Below are 24,454 nucleotides of genomic sequence, written 5' to 3'. Positions count from 1 at the left end.
CCGCCTCACCGGTCCGTGTCGTCGGCCGCGGCGTCGCGATCCGCCGCAGCCGCGGCGGACTCGGCGGCGTCCACCTTCTTCTCCATCTGCGCGTATCCCGAAGGCGTGCCCGAAGGAGCCGCAGAGGAGGAGGCGGGGCCGGGCGTGGCGTCCGACGACGCGTCGTGGTGCCATCCGCAGCCGGTGGTGACGGCCATGAGCACGGCTGCGAGCACCGACACCCGCCCCAGGGCGTGCATCAGCCCGCCGCCTTTTGAACGTTGTTGTCCTGGCACCACGTCTTGACGTCCGCCAGGTCCTTCTGGCGCTGCACCAGGTTCGTCCGAAGCGACGTGCGGAACGCCAGCCGGTCCTGGAGGAATGTGGCGATCTCCGTGTGCCCGGCCTTCTTCGCGTTGTCGATGCGCTTCTCCAGCCGCGCCAGCGAACCGCGCCCGTCCGCTCCGGCGTCGATCCTCTGCAGTGCCCGTTCGATCCGCCGGTCGATCCTCGGCACCCGCTTGCACAGTGCCTTGGCCCCGTCGCCGGCCGGCTTGGCGGCGGATGTGCCGTCGGCCGCGGCGGCCGCCCCCGCCGTGCCCGCCAGGACGGCCGCTGCGGCGAGCCCCGCGAGCAGCGTGCGTGTCCCGCGTCGTACCTGCATCTGCCTCTCCGTTCACTTCCGGGACGGCCCTGTGGTCCGTCCGTCGTGGCGGAGGTTAGGGACGGTCTTTGGGGAAACTCTGTGACCGGTCCGCCCCGGCCGTCCCGATCAGCCAGTCCCGCCGGCCGGGCAACCTGCCGCCCCCCGACGGCAGCCGCACCTCGAAGCGCGCCCCGCGGCCGTCCGGCCCGTCCGTCACGGTGACGCTCCCCCGGTGCAGCGCTGCCTGCTGGGCGACGAGGGTGAGCCCGAGCCCCGAACCGGCGCTCCTGGGGCCCCGTTCGAACCGTTCGAAGATCCGGGCCCGGGCGTCGGGCGGCACGCCGGTCCCGCAATCGTCCACCGTGATCCCGACCCGGTCCGGAGCACGGCGGACGCCCACCCGCACACGTACCCGGCCCTGCGCGTCGCGACCGTGGATCAGGGCATTGCCGAGCAGATTGTCCAGCAGTAGCCGCAGGCCAGGCTCCCAGCCGTGCACGACGGCCCCCGGTGCCACGTCCAGCACGATGTCGGCGTCCGGGGCCCGGCGGCGGGCCTCGGCGACTGCCGCGTCGGCGACGTCGGACACGTCGACCGCCCGGAATGCCTCCGCCTCCACCAGGTCCCCGCGGCCCAGCTCGCGCAGCATCACCAGCAGGCCAAGCAGTCGGCCGTGTTCGCGCTGCAGGTCGGTGAGGACCTCATGGCGCTCGGGTCCTGGCAGGTCAGGATGGTCGGCGAGGATGTCGAGGTTGGTACCCATGCTCATCAGCGGGGTGCGCAACTCGTGTGCCGCCGCGGAGGAGAACGAACGGGCGGTGTCCAAGGCCTCGGTCGTGCGGGCGACTTGTTCGTCGTAGCGGGCGAGGACGGTCCGCAGGGTGGCCGCCAGTTCGTCGACCTCCGTGACCCCGGTTCGCTCCTGGCCGAGCCGGGTGCTGCTGGTACGCGGATCGAGACCTGCGGCACGGCGGGTCAGACGGCGAAGCGGCACACTCACCCCGGAGGCCAGGCCCCAGGCGATCAGTCCGGACACGGGTGCGGCGAGCAGCGCGGCGAAAATCACCCGGCGCCGGACGAGACCGAGCCTGGTGCGGTCGGCGGAGTCGGACGAGAACACCCACAAGGTGCCGGTGGCGGTCGCGCCCCGGACGGGTCGGGCCAGCACCCGCCAGCTACGGGCACCGTCACGGACGGTGACCGGAACTGCGCTTCGCTCGGGCAGTCTGACCGATGCCGCGGGCTGAGGCCCGGCACTGAAGCTGGTGTCCGGTCCGACGACGCGCACGCCGACGTCCAGGGCCGCACTGAGCAACTTGCGCTCCCTGCTGTCGGCGGCCTCGGTGCGGCCGTTCGCCGAGGCCCGCAAGAGGGACCGGGCATCCGGGGCGAGGGCCACGGCCTGCTGCCGCAAGTGCTGGTCGGCAGCGCGGTGCAGATCAGGGGTGACCAGGCGCAGCAGCAACCAGCCGGATGCCAACACCAGCAGCGGAACCGTGCAGCCGACAGCGAGGCCGATCCGGGCGGACAGCCTCATCGCGTCTCCCGCAGGACGAAGCCGACACCGCGCACTGTGTGGATCAGCCGCTGCCGCCCGTCTGCCTCCAGCTTGCGCCGCAGATAGCTGACGAAGGTGTCGACGGCATCGGTGCGCACGTCGAAGTCGTAGCCCCAGACCCGCTCCAGAAGTTGGTCGCGGGTGAGGACCAGTCCGGCGTTGCGGGCGAGTACCACCAGCAGTGCGAACTCGCGCGGGGTCAGGTCCAGCGGGCTGCCGTCCCGCTCGACGGTGTGGGCCGCTGAGTCGATCACCAGGCCTGCCACCCGCAGCACGTCCCGGTCGGCCGGGGGGCGGCGGCGCAGCAGGGCGTGCAGCCGCAGCACCAACTCCTGCAGGGCGAACGGCTTGACGAGGTAGTCGTCGCCGCCCGCCTGGAGTCCGGCTATCCGGTCGGCGGTCTCGTCGAGCGCGGAGAGCATGAGTACCGGCAGGTCACGGCCCTCCGCACGGAGCCGGGCGCATACCTGGATGCCGTTCACGCCGGGCATCGACACGTCGAGCACCACGACGTCCGGGGCCGCCGTTTCCATCACGGTGAGGGCCTCGGTCCCGTCAGCGGCGGTCCGCACCGCGAAGCCACCTAGCCGGAGGCCGCGCTCCAGGGAGCGCCGGATCGCGGCGTCGTCGTCGACGACCAGGACCGTCCGTGGGCGTGCCGTGTCCTTCATACACCCTCCTCATCGCCGGCTCAGGGTACGTCCGTGAGCTGTGTCCCACGCCGAGACCACCGAGCCTCCGGGGGCGACGGAGGGCACGAAGAAGACGCACGTCAGCCACCTGATGCCTGGGCTGGAACCGCACGGTCCCAGGCAAGCAGCCCTGTCAGTGGAGGAGTTGGGGGTCCCGTCACCTCCCAGACAGCAGCTGGTCCAGACCTATTGACCTGTGGTCCAGACCTTTCTACTCTCGCAGCACCGTGGGCGTGAAGGCTCAGTCATGCCCCTGACACCCCGAGAAGAGGGAGGCGCAGCATGCGCTTCAGACACAGAGCCGCGGCAGGGTTCGCGACCCTGTTGCTCCCCCTGGCCGGCCTGGTCGGTCAAGCGAGCTCCGCCCAGGCCGCGACCGCTTCCTCGTCGGCCACTGCCACCTACACCAAGACCAGCGACTGGGGTACCGGCTTCGGCGGCCAGTGGACCATCAAGAACACCGGTACCAGCAGCATCAGTTCATGGACCGTCCAGTGGGACTTCCCCTCCGGCACGTCCGTTACTTCCGCCTGGGACGCGGACGTCACCAGCTCCGGCACCCACTGGACCGCGAAGAACAAGTCCTACAACGGCACCATCGCCCCGGGCGCCTCCGTCTCGTTCGGATTCAACGGCGCGGGCTCCGGATCACCGGCCAACTGCACCGTGAACGGAGGCAGTTGTGACGGCGGGCCCACCACCCCGGGCGATACCCCGCCCACCGCCCCCGGCACTCCGACCGCTTCGGACATCACTGACACCTCAGTGAAGCTGTCCTGGCCGGCGGCGACCGACGACAACGGCGTCAAGAACTACGACGTCCTGCGTGACGGCGCGACCGTCGCGACGGTCACCGGCACGAACTACACGGACACCGGCCTGACTTCCGGCACCGACTACTCGTACACCGTGCAGGCCCGCGACACCGCTGACCAGACCGGCCCGGTCAGTGGCTCGGTGAAGGTGCACACCACCGGTGGCGGTACCACTCCCCCGCCCTCCGGCGACAAGGTGAAGATGGGCTACTTCACCGACTGGGGCGTCTACGGCCGCAAGTACTACCCGAAGAACATCGTCACCTCGGGCTCGGCCGCGAAGCTCACCCACATCAACTACGCGTTCGGCAACGTCACCAACGGCCAGTGCGCGATGGGTGATTCGTACGCCGACACCGACATGGCCTACACCGCCGCCAACAGCGTCAGCGGTGTCGCGGACACCTGGGACCAGCCACTGCGCGGCGCCTTCAACCAGCTGCGCGAGCTGAAGGCCAAGTACCCGCACATCAAGATCCTGTGGTCCTTCGGCGGCTGGACCTGGTCCGGCGGCTTCGGCCAGGCGGCCAAGAACCCGGCCGCATTCGCCGACTCCTGCTACAAGCTGGTCGAGGACCCGCGCTGGGCCGATGTCTTCGACGGCATCGACATCGACTGGGAGTACCCGAACGACTGCGGTCTGTCCTGTGACACCAGCGGCAAGGAGGCGTTCAAGAACCTGATGGCCGCGCTACGCGCCAAGTTCGGCCAGGACAAGCTGGTCACGGCCGCCGTCACGGCCGACGGTTCCGCGGGCGGCAAGATCGACGCCGCCGACTACGCGGGCGCCGCCCAGTACGTCAACTGGTACAACGTGATGTCGTACGACTTCTTCGGCGCCTGGGACGCCAAGGGTCCGACCGCCCCGCACTCCCCGCTCACCTCGTACAACGGCATTCCGAAGGCCGGGTTCGACACGGCCGACGCCATTGCCACGTACAAGTCGATCGGGGTCCCCGCGGACAAGCTGCTCATCGGCATCGGTTTCTACGGCCGCGGTTGGACCGGCGTCACCCAGGACGCCCCCGGCGGCACGGCCACCGGACCGGCCGCCGGCACCTACGAGCAGGGCATCGAGGACTACAAGGTCCTCAAGACCACGTGCCCGGTCACCGGCAGCATCGCCGGCACCGCCTACGCGCACTGCGGGAGCGACTGGTGGTCCTACGACACCCCGTCGACCATCTCCAAGAAGATGAGCTGGGCCAAGACGCAGGGCCTCGGCGGTGCGTTCTTCTGGGAGTTCAGCGGTGACACCAGCAACGGCGAGCTGGTGAGCGCCATCAGCGACAACCTGTAGCACACTGCCCACAGGCACCGAACGAGGTCGGCCCCTCCGGATCGAATCCGGAGGGGCCGACCCACGAGCGGATACACCTACGCGACGTTCACCCGCTGTCCGGGCGGGGCCGCCTCCAGCCACGCCAGGAAACCGGTCAGCGCGTCCTCGCTCATGGCGAGTTCGAGGCGGGCGCCCCGATGCGTACAGGTGATGATCACCGCATCGGAGAGCAGCGCCAGCTCCTCCTCACCCTCGGGCAGCCGGCGACCGGCCACCTCGATCCGGTCGCGCTCCAGGACACGACGGGGGCGGAGGGCGTAGGAGAAGACGCGGTACCACTCGACGCGGTCGCCGTTGTAGCGGGCGACGCCGTAGCTCCAGCCCTTGCCGCCCGCATCCGGCCTCTCGGCCACGTCCCAGCGCAGCGAGCAGTCAAAGGTCCCGCCGGAACGCTGGATCAGCCTACGGCGCAGCCCGAACAGGAACAGTCCCACCACCACGAGCGCGACCACGATCCCGCACACAGTCAGAGCGAGGACCATCGACACCGACCTCCTCGTCTCCTTGGTAAGGGAACTGCTTCTACGACTGAGTAATGAAACGGAAAAAACATCCACATTCACCTCAGCCGCGGCCGGCACCGGATTGCTCCGGGCCGGCCGCGGCTGAGTGACGTCATACCGCGCGCTGTGTCAGCGCGCCGCCGCCGCACGCAGACGGACGTCCGCGCGGCGCTCGGCCGCGGCATCGCCCTCCGCCTTCGCGCGCTCCAGCTCCCGCTCCGTGCGCTGGACGTCGATCTCTTCAGCCAGTTCGGCGATCTCGGCCAGCAGCGACAGCTTGTCGTCGGCGAACGAGACGAAACCGCCGTGCACGGCGGCGACGACCGTTCCGCCATCACTCGTACGGATGGTCACCGGGCCCGACTCCAGCACACCGAGCAGCGGCTGGTGACCGGGCATGACGCCGATGTCGCCGGACGTGGTGCGCGCGACGACCAGGGTGGCCTCGCCGGACCAGACCTGGCGGTCGGCGGCGACCAGCTCGACATGCAGCTCAGCAGCCAAGGGTGGCTCCTCGGGTCACCACCCGGCGGTAGTGCCGGGTGTTGGGGTCAATTCTAAGGGGCGTGCGTGAGGGGGGAGGACGTACCCACCCCCCTCACGGCTCAGGCAGCGGCCCGAGTCAGGAGACGCCCAGCTCCTTCGCGTTCTGCTTGAGGTCTTCGAGACCACCGCACATGAAGAACGCCTGCTCGGGGAAGTGGTCGTACTCACCGTCGCAGATCGCGTTGAACGCGGCGATCGACTCGTCGAGCGGCACGTCCGAGCCGTCCACGCCGGTGAACTGCTTGGCGACGTGGGTGTTCTGGGACAGGAAGCGCTCCACGCGACGGGCCCGGTGGACAACCAGCTTGTCCTCCTCGCCCAGCTCGTCGATACCGAGGATCGCGATGATGTCCTGGAGGTCCTTGTACTTCTGCAGGATCGTCTTCACGCGCATGGCCGCGCTGTAGTGGTCCGGCGAGATGTAGCGCGGGTCCAGGATCCGGGACGTGGAGTCCAGCGGGTCCACGGCCGGGTAGATGCCCTTCTCGGAGATCGGACGGGACAGCACCGTCGTCGCGTCGAGGTGGGCGAAGGTGGTGGCCGGAGCCGGGTCGGTCAGGTCGTCGGCGGGGACGTAGATCGCCTGCATCGAGGTGATCGAGTGACCGCGGGTCGAGGTGATGCGCTCCTGCAGGAGGCCCATCTCATCGGCCAGGTTCGGCTGGTAGCCCACCGCGGACGGCATGCGGCCGAGCAGCGTGGAGACCTCGGAGCCGGCCTGCGTGAAGCGGAAGATGTTGTCGATGAAGAACAGCACGTCCTGCTTCTGGACGTCACGGAAGTACTCGGCCATGGTCAGGCCGGCCAGCGCGACGCGCAGACGGGTGCCCGGGGGCTCGTCCATCTGACCGAAGACCAGCGCGGTCTTGTCGATGACGCCCGAGTCGGACATCTCCTCGATGAGGTCGTTGCCCTCACGGGTGCGCTCACCGACACCGGCGAACACGGAGACACCGTCGTGGTTGTTGGCGACGCGGTAGATCATCTCCTGGATGAGCACCGTCTTGCCGACGCCGGCGCCACCGAACAGACCGATCTTGCCGCCCTTGACGTACGGGGTGAGCAGGTCGATGACCTTGACGCCCGTCTCGAACATCTCGGTCTTGGACTCGAGCTCGTCGAAGTTCGGGGCCTTGCGGTGGATCGGCCAGCGCTCGCCGTCGTAGGTCTCGTCGACGTTCAGCACCTCACCGAGGGTGTTGAACACCTTGCCCTTGGTGAAGTCGCCGACCGGCACGGAGATCGGCGCGCCGGTGTCGATGACCGGGGCCTGGCGGACCAGACCGTCGGTCGGCTGCATGGAGATGGCGCGGACCATGCCGTCACCCAGGTGCTGGGCGACCTCCAGGGTCAGCGTCTTCTTGGCCCCGGCGTTGGCCGGGTCGGCCACCTCGACGTGCAGGGCCTGGTAGATGTCCGGCATCGCGTCGACGGGGAACTCCACGTCGACGACCGGGCCGATGACCCGGGCGACGCGGCCCGTAGCCGTCGCGGTCTCAACAGTGGTGGTCATTATCGGTCACTCCCCGCGGTCGCGTCGGCCAGGGCACTGGCGCCACCGACGATCTCGCTGATTTCCTGGGTGATTTCGGCCTGGCGGGCCTGGTTGGCAAGCCGGGTGAGGTTCTCGATGAGCTCGCCGGCGTTGTCGGTGGCCGACTTCATCGCGCGCCGCGTGGCGGCGTGCTTCGAAGCGGCGGACTGGAGCAGCGCGTTGTAGATGCGGCTCTCCACGTAGCGCGGCAGCAGGGCGTCCAGGACGTCCTCCGCCGAGGGCTCGAAGTCGTACAGCGGAAGGATCTCGCCCTTCGGCGCCTGCTCCGCCACCTCTTCGAGGCGCAGCGGCAGCAACCGGGCGTCCAGCGCCGTCTGCGTCATCATCGAGACGAACTCGGTGTAGACGATGTGGAGTTCATCCACTCCGCCGTTCGCCGTCTCCTTCTCAATGGCCTCGATCAGGGGCGCTGCCACCTTCTTGGCGTCCGCGTACGACGGCTCGTCGGTGAAGCCGGTCCACGACTGAGCGATCTTGCGCTCACGGAAGTGGTAGTGGGCCACACCGCGCCGGCCGACGATGTACGCGTCGACCTGCTTGCCCTCACGCTCCAGGCGCTCGGTCAGCAGCTCCGCCGCCTTGATGGCGTTGGAGTTGAAGGCGCCGGCCAGACCGCGGTCGCTCGTGAGGAGCAGGACCGCGGCACGGGTCGGGTTCTCCGCCTCCGTGGTGAGCGGGTGCTTGGTGTTCGACCCCGAACCGACCGCCGTGACCGCGCGAGTCAGCTCGGTCGCGTACGGCGTGGACGCCGCCACCTTGCGCTGCGCCTTGACGACGCGCGAGGCGGCGATCATCTCCATCGCCTTCGTGATCTTCTTGGTCGCGCTGACGGATCGGATGCGACGCTTGTAGACCCGGAGCTGGGCTCCCATGAGTCAGGTCCCTTCCTTACGTCACTTGGCGGCAGCGGCAGGAACGTCCTCGCCGAGCAGCTTGCCGTCCGAGGTCTCGAACTGCTTCTTGAACTCCGACACAGCGTCGTCGACGGCCTGGATGGTGTCGTCCGACATCTTGGCGCCCTCGCGGATGGAGGTCATCAGAGCCTGGTGCTTGCGGTGCAGGAACTCGATGAGCTCCTTCTCGAAGCGACGGATGTCGGCGACCGGGACGTCGTCCATACGGCCGTTGGTACCGGCCCAGACGGAGACGACCTGGTCCTCGGTGGCCATCGGCTGGTACTGGTCCTGCTTCAGCAGCTCGACCATGCGCTGACCACGCTCCAGCTGAGCCTTCGAGGCCGCGTCCAGGTCGGAACCGAAGGCGGCGAAGGCCTCCAGCTCACGGAACTGGGCGAGGTCGACACGGAGGCGGCCGGAGACCTGGCGCATCGCCTTGTGCTGCGCGGAACCACCGACTCGGGAGACGGAGATACCGACGTTCAGCGCAGGGCGCTGACCGGCGTTGAACAGGTCCGACTCCAGGAAGCACTGGCCGTCGGTGATGGAGATGACGTTGGTCGGGATGAACGCCGACACGTCGTTGGCCTTGGTCTCGACGATCGGCAGACCGGTCATCGAGCCGGCGCCCATGTCGTCGGAGAGCTTGGCGCAGCGCTCCAGCAGCCGGGAGTGCAGGTAGAAGACGTCACCCGGGTAGGCCTCGCGGCCCGGCGGGCGGCGCAGCAGCAGCGACACGGCGCGGTAGGCGTCAGCCTGCTTCGACAGGTCGTCGAAGATGATCAGGACGTGCTTGCCCTGGTACATCCAGTGCTGGCCGATGGCCGAACCGGTGTACGGCGCCAGGTACTTGAAGCCGGCCGGGTCGGACGCCGGGGCGGCGACGATGGTCGTGTACTCCAGGGCGCCGTTCTCCTCCAGCGCGCGGCGCACGCCGGCGATGGTGGAGCCCTTCTGGCCGATGGCGACGTAGATGCAGCGGACCTGCTTCTTGGGGTCACCCGTGCGCCAGTTGTCACGCTGGTTGATGATCGTGTCGACGGCCAGGGCGGTCTTGCCGGTCTGCCGGTCACCAATGATCAGCTGACGCTGGCCGCGGCCGATCGGGGTCATCGCGTCGACGGCCTTGTAGCCGGTCTCCATCGGCTCGTGCACCGACTTGCGCTGCATGACCGTGGGGGCCTGCAGCTCAAGGGCACGACGGCCGTCGGTCTCGATCTCGCCGAGGCCGTCGATCGGGTTGCCGAGCGGGTCGACGACACGGCCGAGGTAGCCCTCGCCGACCGCCACGGAGAGGACCTCACCGGTGCGCTGCACCGGCTGGCCTTCCTCGACGCCGCTGAATTCACCGAGGACGATGGCACCGATCTCGCGCTCCTCGAGGTTGAGGGCGAGGCCGAGGGTGCCGTCCTCGAACTTCAGCAGTTCGTTGGCCATGGCCGAGGGCAGGCCCTCGACCTTCGCGATGCCGTCGCCGGCAAGGGTGACCGTACCGACTTCCTCGCGCGAGGCCGCGTCCGGCTTGTACGACTGGACGAAGTCCTCCAGCGCGTCCCGGATCTCCTCCGGCCGGATCGTGAGCTCCGCCATCTGGGTTCCCTGCTCTCCTTGTTGGGCCCGAAGTTTCACTTTGGGGGATGGGGACACCCCCCAATAGGAGGTGAATCCTCTGCACGGCCCAACCAGGGCCGTAAGTACGTACTGCTGTTCTCGAAGTATCGAGTTGCTGCTAGCCCGCCATGCGGCGTGCGGCGTCTTCCAGCCGGTCCGCGATGGAGCCGTTGATGACCTCGTCACCGACCTGCACCCGGATCCCGCCGCGGACCTCGGGGTCCACGTCCAGGTTGAGGTGCATCCGGCGGCCGTAGAGCTTGGCCAGGGCGGCGCCGAGGCGCTGCCGCTGTACGTCACTCAGTGGCACTGCCGACGTCACGACGGCGACCATCCGGTCCCGGCGCTCGGCGGCCAGCTTGGACAGGGACTCCAGTCCCGCTTCCAGGCTACGTCCACGCGGCGCGGTGACCAGGCGGATCACCAGGCGCTCGGTGGCCGGCTTGGCCCGCCCGCCGAGCAGCCGGTGCAGCAGCGCCGTCTTGGCCTGCGTACCGGCGGTGCGGTCGGTCAGCGCGGCGCGCAGCTCGGTGCTGGAGGCGACGATCCGGCCGAACCGGAACAGCTCGTCCTCGACCTCGTCGAGCGTGCCCGCCTTCTCCGCGGCTGTGAGGTCGGCGACGTCCGCCAGCTCCTCCAGTGCGTCCACCAGGTCGCGGGTCTGCGACCAGCGGGCACGGGCGGTGCCGGCCACCAGGTCGGCGGTCTCGCCACTGACCTGTCCGCCGATCAGGCGCCGGACCAGTTCGGCCTTGGCCTCTCCGGGCTGCGCCGGGTCGGTGAGGACCCGGCGCAGGCCGGCCTCGCGGTCGAGCAGCGCGGTGACGGCCGCCAGCTCGTCGGCAAGCTTCGCGGCGTCCACGGACGTGGAGTCCGTCAGCGCGTCGAGACGCTCACGTGCGGCTGCCAGGGCCTCGCGGCTCGCTCCGTTCATCGCGTGGCCTCGGCCTTCTCCTCGAGTTCGTCGAGGAAGCGGTCGATCACACGGCTCTGGCGGGCGTGGTCCTCAAGGGACTCGCCGACGAGCTTGCCAGCCAGGTCGGTGGCGAGCTTGCCGACGTCCTGGCGGAGCGTGGACGCGGCGGCCTTGCGGTCGGCCTCGATCTGGGCGTGGCCCGCAGCGACGATCTCCTCGCGCTGCCGCTGGCCCTCGGCCCGCATCTCGGCGATGAGCGCGGCACCCTGCTCGTGCGCCTCCTGGCGCAGGCGCGCGGCCTCGTGCCGGGCCTCGGCGAGCTGGGCCTTGTACTGCTCAAGGACGCTCTGGGCCTCGACCTTCATGGCGTCGGCCTCTTCGATACCACCTTCGATCGCCGCGCGACGCTCTTCCAGAACCTTGTTGATGTTCGGAAGAAGCTTCTTTCCCAGGAGGAAGAAGACGATGGCGAAGGCAACGAGGCCGATGACCAACTCGGGGCCGGGGGGGACGAGGGGGTTGTTCTGCTCCTCCGCCGCCAGCTGCACCAGTTGCTGTGTCAGCTGCATGTCATCAGTGCCTTTCCCTAAAGGGTGAGGATGCCGGCCGCGGTTTACTTGTAGGTGTAAACGAACGGCATAACGATACCGATCAGGGCGAGCGCCTCACAGAAGGCGAAGCCCAGGATCTGGTTGGCACGGATCAGACCCGCGGCCTCGGGCTGACGGGCGAGGGCCTGGGTGCCATTGCCGAAGATGATGCCGATGCCGATGCCGGGACCGATGGCGGCGAGGCCGTAGCCGACGGAGGCAATGGAGCCGGTGACGGCGGCAAGGGTCTCAGTGGCAGCCATGCTGATTCTTCCTTCTCTTTCAAGGACCGGTGGGGGTTGGCCACCGGACGTCTGATGACGGGAGGTTCGGACGGAGGGGCTCAGTGGTGCTCGGCGAGAGCGCCCTGAACGTAGGAACAGGCCAGGAGGACGAACACGTACGCCTGGACGGCCTGGACGAAGAGCTCGAACAGGATCATGACCAACGTCATGGTGAACGAGACAGCACCGGCCGCGATCAGCCAGCTATTCATCAGGTACCAGCTGGCGACGGTGAACATCACCAGCAGCAGGTGACCGGCGAACATGTTGGCGAAGAGACGCACTGCGTGCGTGAACGGGCGGACCAGCACGTTCGAGAAGAACTCGATGACCACCACGAGCGGTAGCACCGCACCGAGCGACTTGTCATAGCCGGTGAGGTTCTTTAGACCGCCGACGAAGCCATGCTTCCTGAAGGTGAGGATCATCCAGGTCAGGTAGACGCACGCGGCCATGGCTGCGGGGTAGGCGATGATCGCCGTCACCGGGAACTGGGCGACCGGGACGACCGACCAGAGGTTCATGATCCAGATGAAGAAGAACAGCGAGACCATGAACGGGACGTACTTCTCGCCCTCGCGCTTGCCGAGCGTCTCGTAGACGATGCCGCGGCGCACGAAGTCGTAGCCCGCCTCACCGACCATCTGCAGCTTGCCCGGAACCACCTTGGCCTTACTGAACGCGGCCCAGAAGAAGCCAACCACGACCAGGGAGGTCACGATGGCGAGCAGCATCGGCTTGTCGAAGTCGTAGCCACCGACCGTGAACATCGGCTTAAAGAGGAAGGAGTGGAGGCCCGGCGACGGAAAGCCGCAGCCGTTGTCGGCGAAGACACGGCAACTCCAGTCGAAGGCGAGCGTGGTCTGTTCAGCACTCACCGCGGGCTCCTTCAGCGTGGCGCATAGGTTCGGCAACCTCGTTGTGTCGGCGCGGCGCACGGCCGCGGATCGGCACCGGACTGGTGTTACGGATGTAGGGGCGGCTGAGGGGCATAGAGCCTCGCGATCGACCAGGCGTCAGCTCAGATGCCCGCGCCCGCGATGCCGCAGTTGGCACCGGACGATAGCAGGAGATCTCACACGCCTTTATCCCGGCCCTACCCCTCACGACGAGGAACCCGACTTCTCGGACTTCTCACTCTTACCGGATTCGGGCTCGACGTAGAAGATCTTGGCCTTCATGTGCGCGCGCGCCTGTGCGGCCATCCACACGACGGTCGCCGCGATCAGGGAGAACGCGAACGCCCGCGCGCTGAAGAGCGAAGTGCCCTTGAAAAGGGCCAAGAAGATCATGAGGAGCAGGAGTTGGGCGACGTAGAGCATGAGGCCCATCGCCTGGAAGAGCTGCGGGAGCGTTTTTGCCGTCCACTGCAGCACATAGAGACCGATCCCCATGTACAGGATGGCCAGCAATACGCCCACGGCCGCTCCGAGCGCCCCCTTGCCACCGGCGACCGCACCGCTGACCGCGACGGCGACCACGCCGACGGCCGCTGTGGGCACAGCGGTCTGCAGTAGGTTCCGGACGTCATTGGACGGCATGGCGGCAACTCCGCTTTCACAGGGGGGCAGGGTGTCGTCATGGACGAGCGTAGTCCCGGGCTGAGTGATCGAGACCTCACGCCGTTGGACCGTCGCACTCAGGTCCTTCGGCTCTATCCGGGGTTCTCGTGAACCGTATCACAAACTATTTGATGAGTCCTTTACCCAGGAGGTGTGCTTACTCTCACACCTGAGAGTGAGAGTGCGCGTCTGTGCAGCAACCGGGGGCATTTGCATGCTATTAGGACCCTTTGTACCCCCACGACTTGGCAACGCTTTAGTCAGATTCTTACCTTGCCGTCAGGGCTGCGACCTCAAGTCCCCCGTCCGAGCAGGGGTGATGGTGACTACTCGCACTCACACCACACCTCTGAGTGACCACCTAGAGAGGGCCGCGCTCAACGGACCGTCACTCGGGCGAGGGATCAACCGGGTCCCGGATCGCCGGACTTCCGGCGTTTGTACGACAGTTCAACGCGAAAGCGGGCCCCGGTGTTCGGCAAAGCCGCCGGGGCCGGCAGAAAGCATCAGCGTGACGTACCCGCTTCGTGTCCGTCGAGGCGGGAACGGGCACTGACCGCAGTCGCTCCGTTGGCTCCCAATACCCCAGCGGCGACGGGGGTGCGGTCCGCGCCCGTCCGGTGCTCAGCGGTCTCGTGCGGGGCCGGCTCAGCGGTCTCGCCCACGCCTCTCCCCCGCCGCCTGCGGTACCGCGGCGGCACGAACCGCTGCCCCCACACCGGCACGCGCGGGGTGAAGCGCGGGAGCAACAGCAGGACCAGGCCGACCGCACTGAGGAGGACCACGCCCAGCACGATCCACATGGACGCCGCCGAGTTGACCGAATACGCCAGTGCGCCGAAGGCGATCAGAGCCGACCAGAAGTACATGATCAGCACCGCCCTGCTGTGCGAGTGGCCGATTTCCAGCAGCCGGTGGTGCAGGTGGCCGCGGTCCGCCGCGAACGGGGACTGGCCACGCCAGGTGCGGCGGACGATCGCCAGGACCAGGTCGGCGGCGGGAATCGCGATGATGGTGAGCGGCATCAGCAGCGGGATGTAGACCGGCACCATCTGGTGCACCGTGTCGCGCTCCGACGCGCCGAACAAGTTGTCCGGGTCGACCTGTCCCGTGACCGAGATGGCGCCCGCGGCCAGCACCAGCCCGATCAGCATCGAGCCCGAGTCACCCATGAAGATCCGCGCGGGATGCATGTTGTGCGGCAGGAAGCCGAGACACATGCCCATGAGGATGGCCGCGAACAGCGTTGCGGGGGCAGCGGCCTCGATGCCGTACGAGTACCAGATGCGGTAGGTGTACATGAAGAAGGCAGCCGCCGCGATGCACACCATGCCGGCGGCGAGGCCGTCGAGGCCGTCGACGAAGTTGACGGCGTTGATGGTGATGACGACCAGCGCCACAGTCAGCAGGGTGCCCTGCCACTGGGTCAACGCGACCGTGCCCACACTCGGAATGGGCAGCCACAGGATCGTCAGCCCCTGAACGACCATCACGCCCGCGGCGATCATCTGGCCGCCCAGTTTGATCAGCGCATCGATCTCGAACTTGTCGTCCAGGACGCCGATCAACCAGATCAAAGCCGCTCCGGAGAGCAGCGCACGCGGCTCGTTGGACTTGGCGAACACCTCGTTGAGGTTGGTCAGGTGGTCCGCAACCAACAACCCCGCGCACAGGCCGAAGAACATCGCGATACCGCCGAGTCGCGGAGTGGGTTCCCGGTGCACGTCACGCGCCCGGATCTCCGGCATGGCTCCGGCCACGATCGCGAACTTCCGTACCGGCCCAGTCAGCAGATACGTCACCGCGGCCGTGATGCAGAGCGTCAGCAGGTATTCACGCACAGGTTGCCCCACAGGTCTCGCTGGCCATCACAACCCCACACCCTAGCGACGGACGCATATAGATGATGACTTCCGGGTAGCGACGATGGTTGCACGTGACGCTGTGCGCCGTGGGCCGGAACCGGGCCCACCAGAGTGTACGGAGACGCCTGCCGCCTGCGCTCAACCGGGATACGGCGGGAATCCGCCGGTCAGCTCGCGTACCTCTTCCCGCGCCCCGGCCGGATCTCGCTCCTCCTTCAGCACGGCTGCCAGCAGCGCGGCGATCCGCTCCATCTCCGGCTCTCCCATGCCCTGCGTAGTCACCGCGGCCGTGCCCAGCCGCAGACCGCGGCCGTCGCCGTGCGGCAGAGCACAGCAGTCCAGCACCAGGCCGGCCGCGAGGAGCCGGCCGCGCGCGGTACGGCCGTCCACGCCCAGCGGAGCCGGGTCAGCGGTGATCAGGTGGGTGTCCGTACCGCCGGTGGTGATGGTGAGCCCCTCGGCGGCCAGATGAGCGGCGAGGACCCGCGCATTGGCGACCACGTGATGGGCGTACACGCCGAACGCCGGTGCCGCCGCCTCGCCGAAGGCCACGGCCTTGGCGGCGATGGTGTGCATCTGGGCACCCCCCTGGGTGAACGGGAAGACCGCACGGTCGACGCGCTCGGCCAGCTCCGCACCGCACAGGATCATTCCGCCGCGCGGCCCGCGCAGCACCTTGTGGGTGGTCGCGCAGACGATGTCCGCGTACGGCACCGGGCTGGGTGCCGCTCCCCCGGCGACCAGGCCGATCGGGTGGGCGGCGTCCGCGATCAGATAGGCCCCGACCTCATCGGCGACCTCGCGGAAGAAGGCGTAGTCGACATGGCGGGGGTAGGAGATCGAGCCGCAGACGATGGCCTTGGGCCGGTGGTTGCGGGCCAGGTGGCGCACCTGGTCGTGGTCGACCAGCCCGGTCTCGGCGTCGACGCCGTAGCCGACGAAGTCGAACCAGCGCCCGGAGAAGTTCGCCGGCGAGCCGTGGGTGAGGTGGCCACCGTACGGCAGTCCGAGGGCGAGGACGGTGTCGCCGGGCCGCAGCAGGACCGCATAGGCGGCCAGGACAGCGGAGGAGCCCGAATGGGGCTGGACATTGGCGTGCTCGGCGCCGAAGAGCGTCTTGGCCCGCTCGATCGCCAGGCGCTCGGCCATGTCCACGATTTCGCAGCCGCCGTGGTACCTGGCGCCCGGGTAGCCCTCGGCGTACTTGTTGGCGAGCGGTGAACCGAGGGCAGCGAGGACGGCGGGCGAGGTGAAGTTCTCGGCGGCGATCAGCTGGAGCGTCGTCGACTGCCGAGCCAACTCCCCGAGCAGGATCTCGGCCAGTTCCGGGTCCTGCCGCCGCAGGACATCGGTCTCGTGGAAAGTGGTGACCGACATGACGGGCTCCGGACGGTCGACGGTGACGTATCCCCAATGTAGGCCCGGGGTACGGCTCACGCGCGATCATCTCGTCCGGCGATGTCCGCTTATGTGTGAGTGGCTACGCCTGTCAGCGCAGTGACGACCGGGTCCAGCGCCTCCCATATCTCGTCGCCGATGGACTGGAAGAACGGCAGCGGAGCACCGTAGGGGTCGTACACCTCGTCCGCCTCCGCGGTCGGGGCCAGGAGCCAGCCACGCAGTGCCGCCGCCGCCCGCACCAGGGCGCGGGCGCGCATGACCACGCCGTCCTCCAGGGACGGCAGCGTCACCGGGTCTATCGCCCGGACCAGGCGGGTGAACTCCTTCAGGGTGAAGGTGCGCAGACCCGCCGAGTGGCCCATGGAGATGACCTGTGCGCGGTGGTCGCGGGTGGCCGTCAGAACGAGGTCGGCCATGATGACGTGCTCGTCCAGCAGCTCCCGCCCGAAGAACCCGGAGGCGTCCGCGCCGAACTCCGTCAGCACGCTCTCCGCGTTCGCCTCCATGGGCGCGCCCTCGTGGCCCCAGGTGCCCGCGCTCTCCACGACCAGCCCGCCGCCGAGTACGCCGAGCCGCTGCGCGATGAGATGGCGGGTCAGCCGCTCGGTGATGGGCGAGCGGCACACGTTGCCGGTGCTGACGTGGAGGATGCGGAAGGTGTCGCGCGGAAAGCCGAAGGTCGTCGTCTCCTCCGCGACGCGTTCCCCGGTCCCTATGCCAGGCATGGGGATACCCCCTGCTCAAGCGGAGCCGAGAGCGTGGGGGACTCGGGGGCCGTCAATTCGCCACCTCAAGGTCGGGTACGACCTTGCGCAGCTCGTCCGCGGTGATCGCGCCCTCGCGCAGCAGCAGCGGCACCTCACGGGAGACGTCCACGATGGACGACGGCACGATGCCCGGGGTGGGACCGCCGTCGAGGTAGACGGAGACGGAGTCGCCGAGCATCCCCTGGGCGGCGTCGCAGTTCTCCGGCGCAGGGTGACCGCTGAGGTTCGCCGAGGACACGGCCATCGGGCCGACCTCGGTGAGCAGCTCGATGGCCACCGGGTGCAGTGGCATCCGCACGGCGACCGTGCCGCGGGTGTCGCCGAGGTCCCACTGCAGGGACGGCTGCTGCCTGGCGACGAGGGTCAGGGCACCCGGCCAGAACGCGTCCACCAGGTCCCAGGCCAGCTCGGAGAAGTCCGTGACCAGGCCGTGCAGGGTGTTCGGGGAACCGATCAGAACGGGGGTGGGCATGTTACGGCCCCGGCCCTTGGCGGCGAGCAGGTCGGCGACGGCCTCCGCGGAGAACGCGTCGGCTCCGATGCCGTACACCGTGTCGGTCGGCAGAACCACGAGCTCGCCCCGGCGGACGGCGGACGCGGCCTCGCGCAGACCCGTCGCACGGTCGGTCGCGTCGTTGGTGTCGTATCGCCGTGCCATGTCTAGCGGGCCTCCTCGTACACGAAGTACACGTACTGCGGGATGGAAGTCTGGGGGGTGCTCACGGCAGCGCCTTGCGGGCGGTCGCGAACCGGGGTCGGTTGTTGAGGTCGGGGCGGTCGGCCGCGTCGGCCCAGCCCCGTTCCTCGGTGAAGATCCACGGCACTTGGCCGCCCTGGGTGTCAGCGTGCTCGATGACGACGACCCCGCCGGGGCGCAGCAGCCGGTGTGCGGTGCGTTCGATGCCGCGGATGAGGTCGAGGCCGTCCTCGCCGGAGAACAACGCGAGTTCCGGGTCGTAGTCGCGGGCCTCGGGGGCCACGTACTCCCATTCGGTGAGCGGGATGTACGGCGGGTTGGAGACGACCAGGTCGACCTGTCCGTCGAGGTCCGGGAAGGCGGTGAGGGCGTCGCCCTGCCGCAGGTCCACCCTCGACCCGGCCATGTTCTTGCGCGTCCACACCAGGGCTTCTTCGGACAGCTCCACGGCGTGCACCCGAGAACGCGGGACCTCCTGGGCGAGGGCGAGCGCGATGGCACCGGAGCCGGTGCACAGGTCGACGATGCACGGCTCGACCACGTCCATGGCGCGTACGGCGTCTATGGCCCAGCCGACCACGGACTCCGTTTCGGGCCGGGGTACGAACACCCCCGGACCGACCTGCAGCTCCAGGTACCGGAAGTAGGCCCGCCCGGTGATGTGCTGCAGCGGTTCGCGCTGCTCACGCCGGGCGATGACCTCCCAGTACCGGGCGTCGAAGTCCGAATCCTTCACGGAGTGCAGTTCGCCGCGCTTCACGCCGTGCACGAACGCGGCGAGCTCCTCCGCGTCGGTACGCGGCGAGGGCACGCCGGCGTCGGCCAGCCGCTGGGTGGCCTGGGCCACCTCCACGAGCAGCAGACTGCGGGGGCTCGGGGGGCGCCCCCCGGATGATGACTGCACGCAAGTCCTCCGGACGTACTCGTACGTGCCCTACGCGGCTGCGAGCTTCGCCGCCGAGTCGGCGTCGACGCAGGCCTGGATCATCGTGTCGAGGTCGCCGTCCAGGACCTGGTCCAGGTTGTACGCCTTGAAGCCGACGCGGTGGTCCGAGATGCGGTTCTCCGGGAAGTTGTAGGTGCGGATCTTCTCGGACCGGTCGACGGTGCGGACCTGGCTGCGGCGGGCGTCCGCAGCCTCCCGCTCCGCCTCCTCCTGAGCCATGGCCAGCAGCCTGGAGCGCAGGATACGCAGTGCCTGCTCCTTGTTCTGCAGCTGGCTCTTCTCGTTCTGGCAGGAGGCGACGACTCCGGTGGGGATGTGCGTGATGCGCACGGCGGAGTCGGTGGTGTTGACGGACTGCCCGCCCGGCCCGGAGGACCGGTAGACGTCGATGCGGAGATCGTTGGGGTTGATCTCGACGTCGACCTCCTCGGCCTCGGGGGTGACGAGCACGCCCGCGGCAGAGGTGTGGATACGGCCCTGGGACTCGGTCGCCGGCACGCGCTGGACGCGGTGCACGCCGCCCTCGTACTTCAACCGAGCCCAGACACCCTGTCCGGGCTCGGTCTGCCCACGGCTCTTCACCGCGACCTGGACGTCCTTGTAGCCGCCCAGTTCGGACTCGGTGGCGTCGATGATCTCGGTCTTCCAGCCGACACGCTCCGCGTAGCGCAAGTACATGCGCAGCAGGTCGCCTGCGAAGAGCGCCGACTCGTCGCCGCCGGCACCCGCCTTGATCTCCAGGATGACGTCCTTGTCGTCACTCGGGTCGCGCGGGATGAGCAGCAACCGCAGCTTCTCGGTCAGCTCCTCGCGCTGCGCCTCCAGGTCCTTCACCTCGGCGGCGAAGTCGGGATCGTCGGCCGCCAGCTCGCGCGCGGTGTCGGTGTCGTCGCCGACCTGCTTCCAGGAGCGGTACGTGGCGACGATCGGGGTCAGCTCGGCGTAGCGCTTGTTCAGCTTGCGCGCGTTCGCCTGGTCGGCGTGGACCGAGGGGTCCGCGAGCTTCTTCTCCAGATCGGCGTGCTCGGCGACGAGTTCCTCGACTGCCTCGAACATCTTTCGGCTCCTGTACTGCGGTGAAGGGGAGGGCGGGCGACCAAAAACGCCGGTCCTGGGCACGCCCCGGGAGGGCGTGGCCGTGGACCGGCGAAATGGGGCTCGCTACTTCTTGGAGCCGGCGGCAGCCTTGCCGAAGCGGGCCTCGAAGCGGGCCACACGGCCACCGGTGTCGAGGATCTTCTGCTTGCCCGTGTAGAACGGGTGGCACTCGGAGCAGACCTCGGCCCGGATGGTGCCGGACTCGATGGTGCTGCGGGTCGTGAACGACGCTCCGCAGGTGCAGCTGACCTGCGTCTCGACGTACTCGGGGTGGATGTCGCGCTTCAAGGTGTCTCCTAGGTTCTCGGAGGGCGCCGGGTCGCCGCCGCGGGTGCGGGGGCGTGAACCGGAGCCGACGTACCAGTCTGCCAGGACTGGCGCCATCCCCCAAAACCGGGGGCGACGGTCAGGTATTCCCGCGAGGTCGTCCGTGGTTCTCCCGGCTTCTCACGGGGCGCTGACCACGCCCTTGGCCTCACCGGTGGCCGTCCCCTCGGTGGCCGCCTTCGGGATCGACCGGTCGTTCTTCAGGGCCTCCCAGACCAGCTGGGCCTTCGCCTCTACCGGCAGGACCCGGTTGGGGTTGGCCGGGTCGTACTGGACCGGCATGGTGACCATGCTCATATGGGACGAGCTGACGCCCTTGAGGCCGTCCGCGAAGCCCATCAGGGAGTTGACCGAGCCGAGGTCGGAGTCGGTGGTGACGGCCTTGGTCGCGGTGTTGGCGAGGTCGAACAGCTTCTTCGGGCTGGTGAGGAGGCCGACGTGCTTGACCTGGTCGATCAGTGCCTTGACGAACGCCTGCTGGAGCTGGATCCGGCCCAGGTCGGAGCCGTCGCCGACGCCGTGCCGGGTGCGGACAAGTCCCAGGGCCTGCCGTCCGTCGAGCGTGTGGGTGCCGGCCTTGAGGTCCAGGTGGCTCTTCGGGTCGTCGATGTTCTTGGTCGTGGTGACCTGGACCCCGCCGAGGTCGTCGATGAGCTGCTGGAAGCCCGCGAAGTCGACCTCCAGGTAGTGGTCCATCCGAATGCCGGTGAGTGACTCGACGGTCTTCACCGCGCAGGCCGCGCCGCCGGTGGAGTAGGCCGAGTTGAACATCGCGCCGGAGGCGGCCGGGTGGATCACACCACCGGTGTCGGTGCACGCCGGACGGTCGATCAGGGTGTCGCGCGGGATGGAGACCACACTGGCCTTCTTGTGCCCCTGGTACACGTGGACGATCATGGCCGTGTCGGAGCGGGCGCTGCCGTCGTCGGTGCCGCCGCCGAGCTTCTTGTTCTTGCCCGAGCGGCTGTCCGAACCGAGGACCAGGATGTTCTCGGAGCCGTTGTCGATCTTCGTGGGCCGGTCCGTGCCGAGGGCCTGGTTGATGTCGACGCTCTTGATGTTGCCGTTGAGCTTGAAGTACAGGTACGCCGCGCCGGTGCCGCCCAGCACGACCACCCCCGCGGCCGTCCAGGCCGTGACGCGCAGGGCCCGGTGGCTCTTGCCGCGGGCCTTGCGGCGGTGGCCCTTGCCACGGCGGCGGGGGCCCGTCTCGGCCGGGTCCGGTATGCCGGGCTCCGGCGTGCTGTCGGCGGACACATCGCTCCTAGGTCTCGTCGGTCGGCTACCCCCTGCTTTCAGGGTCGGGCGTGAACGTCACCGTTCCATGGTCGCTCCGTCCGGTCAGACGGAGAAACCGGGGAAAGGGTTGCGCAACGCAGAGTGCCCATCACCGAGGGGCTCATCACTCTCTGTGAGGTTCGATCTTGGGTGAGCAGCGCTCACCTGCGATTTCCGTGCCGGAGGTCGTACCGCTGGCAACCAGGAGGGACCGAGAACCTTGTGGTCAGGATCTCGCTTGTGGTCCTTCCGGCGCTCTTGCCGCCGTGGCGGGCTCGTTCGCCAGGGAAACCTCACCAGGGCGGGGGGTGCTGCGCGCACACCCCCCTCAGCGCCGAAGGGCCGTCCCCCGCCACTTGGTGGCGGGGGACGGCCCTTCGGCGCTCAACTACCCAGGGGGCGTGGGGTGTTCACTGTGCGACCGCGCCCCGTGGCACGCCCGGCCTTGGCCCGGCCACAACCACACCGGGGTCGCAGGAGCAGGCGCAGGCGAACCGCCGGACCGTCAGTCCCCGTTGCCCGGCGCCGGCGTCGTCTTCTGGATCTGCATCAGGAACTCGACGTTCGACTTGGTCTGCTTCATCTTGTCGAGCAGCAGCTCGATCGCCTGCTGCTGGTCGAGCGCGTGCAGCACCCGCCGCAGCTTCCAGACGATGTTCAGCTCCTCAGCACCGAGCAGGATCTCTTCCTTGCGGGTGCCGGAGGCATCCACGTCCACGGCCGGGAAGATGCGCTTGTCAGCGAGCTTCCGGTCGAGCTTGAGCTCCATGTTGCCCGTGCCCTTGAACTCCTCGAAGATCACCTCGTCCATGCGGGATCCGGTGTCCACGAGGGCCGTGGCCAGGATGGTCAGCGAACCGCCGTCCTCGATGTTCCGTGCCGCGCCGAAGAACCGCTTCGGCGGGTACAGCGCGGTCGAGTCGACACCACCGGACAGGATGCGGCCGGAGGCCGGAGCAGCGAGGTTGTAGGCACGGCCCAGACGCGTGATCGAGTCGAGCAGGACGACGACGTCGTGGCCGAGCTCGACGAGCCGCTTCGCCCGCTCGATCGCCAGCTCGGCGACCGTGGTGTGGTCCTCGGCCGGGCGGTCGAAGGTCGAGGAGATGACCTCGCCCTTGACCGACCGCTGCATGTCGGTGACCTCTTCCGGACGCTCGTCGACGAGGACGACCATCAGGTGGCACTCGGGGTTGTTGTGCGTGATCGCGTTGGCGATCGCCTGCATGATCATGGTCTTGCCGGTCTTCGGCGGAGCCACGATCAGACCGCGCTGGCCCTTTCCGATGGGCGAGACCAGGTCGATGATGCGGGTGGTGAGCACGCCGGGGTCCGTCTCCAGGCGGAGGCGATCCTGCGGATAGAGCGGGGTGAGCTTGTTGAACTCCGGGCGGCCACGGCCGTGTTCGGGCGCCATGCCGTTGACGGAGTCGAGGCGGACGAGCGCGTTGAACTTCTCGCGGCGCTCGCCCTCCTTCGGCTGTCGGACCGCACCGGTGATGTGGTCACCCTTGCGCAGGCCGTTCTTGCGCACCTGGGCCAGGGAGACGTACACGTCGTTCGGGCCCGGAAGGTAGCCGGAGGTGCGGATGAAGGCGTAGTTGTCGAGGATGTCCAGGATGCCCGCGACGGGGATCAGCACATCGTCCTCGGCGAGCTGCGGCTCGGCGATGTCGTCGCGGCCACGACGGCCCCGGCGGTCGCGGTAGCGGCCGCGGCGGCCCCGGCGCCCGCCCGCCTCGTCGTCGTAGCCGTCGTCCTGACGGCCGCCGCCCTGCTGGCCCTGCTGCTGGCGCTGGCCGCCCTGCTGGTCGTCGCCCTTGTTGCGGCGGTCACGGTCCCGGCCGCGCTCACGACGGTCACGGCGTCCGCGGCCCTCGCCGTCACCGGCATCGCTCCTGGCCTCGCCCTGCTGTGACTGCTGGGCCGGCGCCTCGGCCTTGGGCTCTGTCTTGGGCTCGGCCTTGGACTCTGTCTTCGTCTCTGCCTTGGGCTCGTTCTTCGGCTCGGCCGCGGTCTCGGGGGTACCGGCTTCCGCGGTGGCGCGGCGACGACGGCGCTCGGTCGGGGCGTTCTCGCCCCCGCGCTCGGCCTCGCTCCCGCGGGCGGTGTCCCCAGCCGGCTGACCGGGGATCTCGATCTGCTGCTGAGCCGCGGCCGCCTTCTCGGCGGCCGGAGCCTCGGTCCTGGCCTTCTTCCCGCCGTCGGCGGCAGCGCCCGTACGGGCCTTGGAGGTGGCGCGGCGCTTCGGCTTGGTCTCGGCGGCGCTGTCTGCCTTGGCGGCCGAGGTCCCTCCCCCAGAGCCCGAAGAGGCCTGGGAGGCACCCCCACCCGCCTGCGCCTCCTTGATGACCTCGATCAGCTGGCTCTTGCGCATGCGCGCAGTGCCCCTGATACCGAGGCCCGAGGCGACCTGCTGCAGCTCGGCCAGCACCATGCCCTCAAGGCCGGTACCGCGGCGCCGCCGGGAGCCGGCACCGGTGGCAGGCGCGGAGGCGTCCGTGGCGGGCGCGGCAGCGGTCTCCTCGACACGTGCGCCCATCAGATCGGTGGTGTCGCTCACGAAGGGTCCTTCCCTGG

At 68.8% G+C, this 24,454-nt stretch carries 24 protein-coding genes; 1 reads left to right on the top strand and 23 read right to left on the bottom strand.

Annotation, left to right across the window (positions count from 1 at the left end):
- Window positions 1–5 precede the first annotated feature (5 nt).
- Genes LK06_RS23340 through LK06_RS23325 form a run of 4 tightly spaced genes read right to left on the bottom strand, consistent with a single transcriptional unit; the run spans window position 6 to window position 2,854 of the window.
- Complete coding sequence (locus LK06_RS23340; protein WP_039651526.1) at window positions 6–239, bottom strand: hypothetical protein; 234 nt, start codon at window positions 237–239, stop codon at window positions 6–8.
- Window positions 239–643: a hypothetical protein gene (locus LK06_RS23335; protein ID WP_039651525.1), complete on the bottom strand. Its 405-nt coding sequence runs from the start codon at window positions 641–643 to the stop codon at window positions 239–241. Before LK06_RS23335 ends, LK06_RS23340 begins: the two co-directional genes overlap by 1 nt.
- 55 nt (window positions 644–698) lie before the next feature.
- Window positions 699–2,162 carry an ATP-binding protein gene (locus tag LK06_RS23330; protein ID WP_039651524.1) on the bottom strand — a complete coding sequence of 488 codons (1,464 nt, stop codon included), beginning with the start codon at window positions 2,160–2,162 and terminating at the stop codon, window positions 699–701.
- Complete coding sequence (locus tag LK06_RS23325; protein ID WP_039651523.1) at window positions 2,159–2,854, bottom strand: response regulator transcription factor; 696 nt, start codon at window positions 2,852–2,854, stop codon at window positions 2,159–2,161. The genes LK06_RS23330 and LK06_RS23325 overlap by 4 nt, the downstream gene beginning before the upstream one ends.
- Before the next feature lie 303 nt (window positions 2,855–3,157).
- Here LK06_RS23325 and LK06_RS23320 point away from each other — a divergent pair, with 303 nt between their 5' ends.
- On the top strand, window positions 3,158–4,990 hold the full coding sequence (locus LK06_RS23320) for a glycoside hydrolase family 18 chitinase (protein WP_039651522.1): 1,833 nt from the start codon (window positions 3,158–3,160) through the stop codon (window positions 4,988–4,990).
- 77 nt (window positions 4,991–5,067) lie between these two features.
- Here LK06_RS23320 and LK06_RS23315 read toward each other — a convergent pair whose 3' ends face one another.
- The 19 genes from LK06_RS23315 to rho all read right to left on the bottom strand — a co-directional run bounded on the left by LK06_RS23315 (window position 5,068) and on the right by rho (window position 24,437).
- Entirely contained in the window at window positions 5,068–5,514 is a 447-nt protein-coding gene (locus LK06_RS23315) for a DUF2550 domain-containing protein (RefSeq protein WP_039651521.1), read from the bottom strand.
- A 150-nt stretch (window positions 5,515–5,664) separates the two neighbouring features.
- Window positions 5,665–6,039, bottom strand: coding sequence for a F0F1 ATP synthase subunit epsilon (locus LK06_RS23310; RefSeq protein WP_039651520.1), 375 nt, complete (start codon window positions 6,037–6,039; stop codon window positions 5,665–5,667).
- 118 nt (window positions 6,040–6,157) lie between these two features.
- Window positions 6,158–7,594, bottom strand: a complete 1,437-nt coding sequence (gene atpD, locus LK06_RS23305; protein ID WP_039651519.1) for a F0F1 ATP synthase subunit beta — start codon at window positions 7,592–7,594, stop codon at window positions 6,158–6,160.
- A complete protein-coding gene (locus tag LK06_RS23300; protein ID WP_039651518.1) occupies window positions 7,594–8,508 on the bottom strand; it encodes a F0F1 ATP synthase subunit gamma in 915 nt (304 codons plus the stop codon). The genes atpD and LK06_RS23300 overlap by 1 nt, the downstream gene beginning before the upstream one ends.
- A 21-nt stretch (window positions 8,509–8,529) precedes the next feature.
- Window positions 8,530–10,122: a F0F1 ATP synthase subunit alpha gene (gene atpA, locus LK06_RS23295; RefSeq protein WP_039651517.1), complete on the bottom strand. Its 1,593-nt coding sequence runs from the start codon at window positions 10,120–10,122 to the stop codon at window positions 8,530–8,532.
- A 139-nt stretch (window positions 10,123–10,261) separates the two neighbouring features.
- Window positions 10,262–11,077 carry a F0F1 ATP synthase subunit delta gene (locus LK06_RS23290; protein ID WP_039651516.1) on the bottom strand — a complete coding sequence of 272 codons (816 nt, stop codon included), beginning with the start codon at window positions 11,075–11,077 and terminating at the stop codon, window positions 10,262–10,264.
- Entirely contained in the window at window positions 11,074–11,622 is a 549-nt protein-coding gene (locus LK06_RS23285) for a F0F1 ATP synthase subunit B (RefSeq protein WP_086083756.1), read from the bottom strand. The genes LK06_RS23290 and LK06_RS23285 overlap by 4 nt, the downstream gene beginning before the upstream one ends.
- 50 nt (window positions 11,623–11,672) lie before the next feature.
- Entirely contained in the window at window positions 11,673–11,912 is a 240-nt protein-coding gene (gene atpE, locus LK06_RS23280) for an ATP synthase F0 subunit C (RefSeq protein ID WP_018571456.1), read from the bottom strand.
- 80 nt (window positions 11,913–11,992) lie between these two features.
- Window positions 11,993–12,811, bottom strand: a complete 819-nt coding sequence (atpB, locus tag LK06_RS23275) for a F0F1 ATP synthase subunit A (protein WP_039651514.1) — start codon at window positions 12,809–12,811, stop codon at window positions 11,993–11,995.
- 225 nt (window positions 12,812–13,036) lie between these two features.
- Window positions 13,037–13,474 carry a Cg1360 family ATP-synthase-associated protein gene (locus LK06_RS23270; RefSeq protein ID WP_039651513.1) on the bottom strand — a complete coding sequence of 146 codons (438 nt, stop codon included), beginning with the start codon at window positions 13,472–13,474 and terminating at the stop codon, window positions 13,037–13,039.
- 527 nt (window positions 13,475–14,001) lie between these two features.
- Window positions 14,002–15,336 carry an MraY family glycosyltransferase gene (locus LK06_RS23265; RefSeq protein ID WP_039651512.1) on the bottom strand — a complete coding sequence of 445 codons (1,335 nt, stop codon included), beginning with the start codon at window positions 15,334–15,336 and terminating at the stop codon, window positions 14,002–14,004.
- Window positions 15,337–15,498: 162 nt separating this feature from the next.
- Window positions 15,499–16,737 carry a serine hydroxymethyltransferase gene (locus LK06_RS23260; protein ID WP_039651511.1) on the bottom strand — a complete coding sequence of 413 codons (1,239 nt, stop codon included), beginning with the start codon at window positions 16,735–16,737 and terminating at the stop codon, window positions 15,499–15,501.
- An 89-nt stretch (window positions 16,738–16,826) separates the two neighbouring features.
- Window positions 16,827–17,486 (bottom strand): arsenate reductase/protein-tyrosine-phosphatase family protein, encoded by a 660-nt coding sequence (locus tag LK06_RS23255; RefSeq protein ID WP_039651510.1) that lies wholly within the window; start codon window positions 17,484–17,486, stop codon window positions 16,827–16,829.
- Between the two features lie 52 nt (window positions 17,487–17,538).
- On the bottom strand, window positions 17,539–18,186 hold the full coding sequence (locus LK06_RS23250) for an L-threonylcarbamoyladenylate synthase (RefSeq protein ID WP_039651509.1): 648 nt from the start codon (window positions 18,184–18,186) through the stop codon (window positions 17,539–17,541).
- 61 nt (window positions 18,187–18,247) lie between these two features.
- Entirely contained in the window at window positions 18,248–19,087 is an 840-nt protein-coding gene (prmC, locus tag LK06_RS23245; protein ID WP_039651607.1) for a peptide chain release factor N(5)-glutamine methyltransferase, read from the bottom strand.
- A gap of 72 nt (window positions 19,088–19,159) precedes the next feature.
- Window positions 19,160–20,227 carry a peptide chain release factor 1 gene (gene prfA, locus LK06_RS23240; RefSeq protein WP_039651508.1) on the bottom strand — a complete coding sequence of 356 codons (1,068 nt, stop codon included), beginning with the start codon at window positions 20,225–20,227 and terminating at the stop codon, window positions 19,160–19,162.
- A 105-nt stretch (window positions 20,228–20,332) separates the two neighbouring features.
- Window positions 20,333–20,557 (bottom strand): 50S ribosomal protein L31, encoded by a 225-nt coding sequence (gene rpmE, locus LK06_RS23235; RefSeq protein WP_019326867.1) that lies wholly within the window; start codon window positions 20,555–20,557, stop codon window positions 20,333–20,335.
- 159 nt (window positions 20,558–20,716) lie between these two features.
- A complete protein-coding gene (locus LK06_RS23230; protein ID WP_043432192.1) occupies window positions 20,717–21,853 on the bottom strand; it encodes an LCP family protein in 1,137 nt (378 codons plus the stop codon).
- Window positions 21,854–22,379: 526 nt separating this feature from the next.
- Window positions 22,380–24,437, bottom strand: coding sequence for a transcription termination factor Rho (gene rho / locus LK06_RS23225; RefSeq protein ID WP_039651506.1), 2,058 nt, complete (start codon window positions 24,435–24,437; stop codon window positions 22,380–22,382).
- Window positions 24,438–24,454 lie beyond the last annotated feature (17 nt).

The sequence above is a fragment of the Streptomyces pluripotens genome, assembly GCF_000802245.2.
Classification (GTDB): Bacteria; Actinomycetota; Actinomycetes; order Streptomycetales; family Streptomycetaceae; genus Streptomyces; species Streptomyces pluripotens.
Note: the sequence above shows the minus strand (reverse complement) of the source record. Positions and strands in the feature narration are given on the sequence as shown.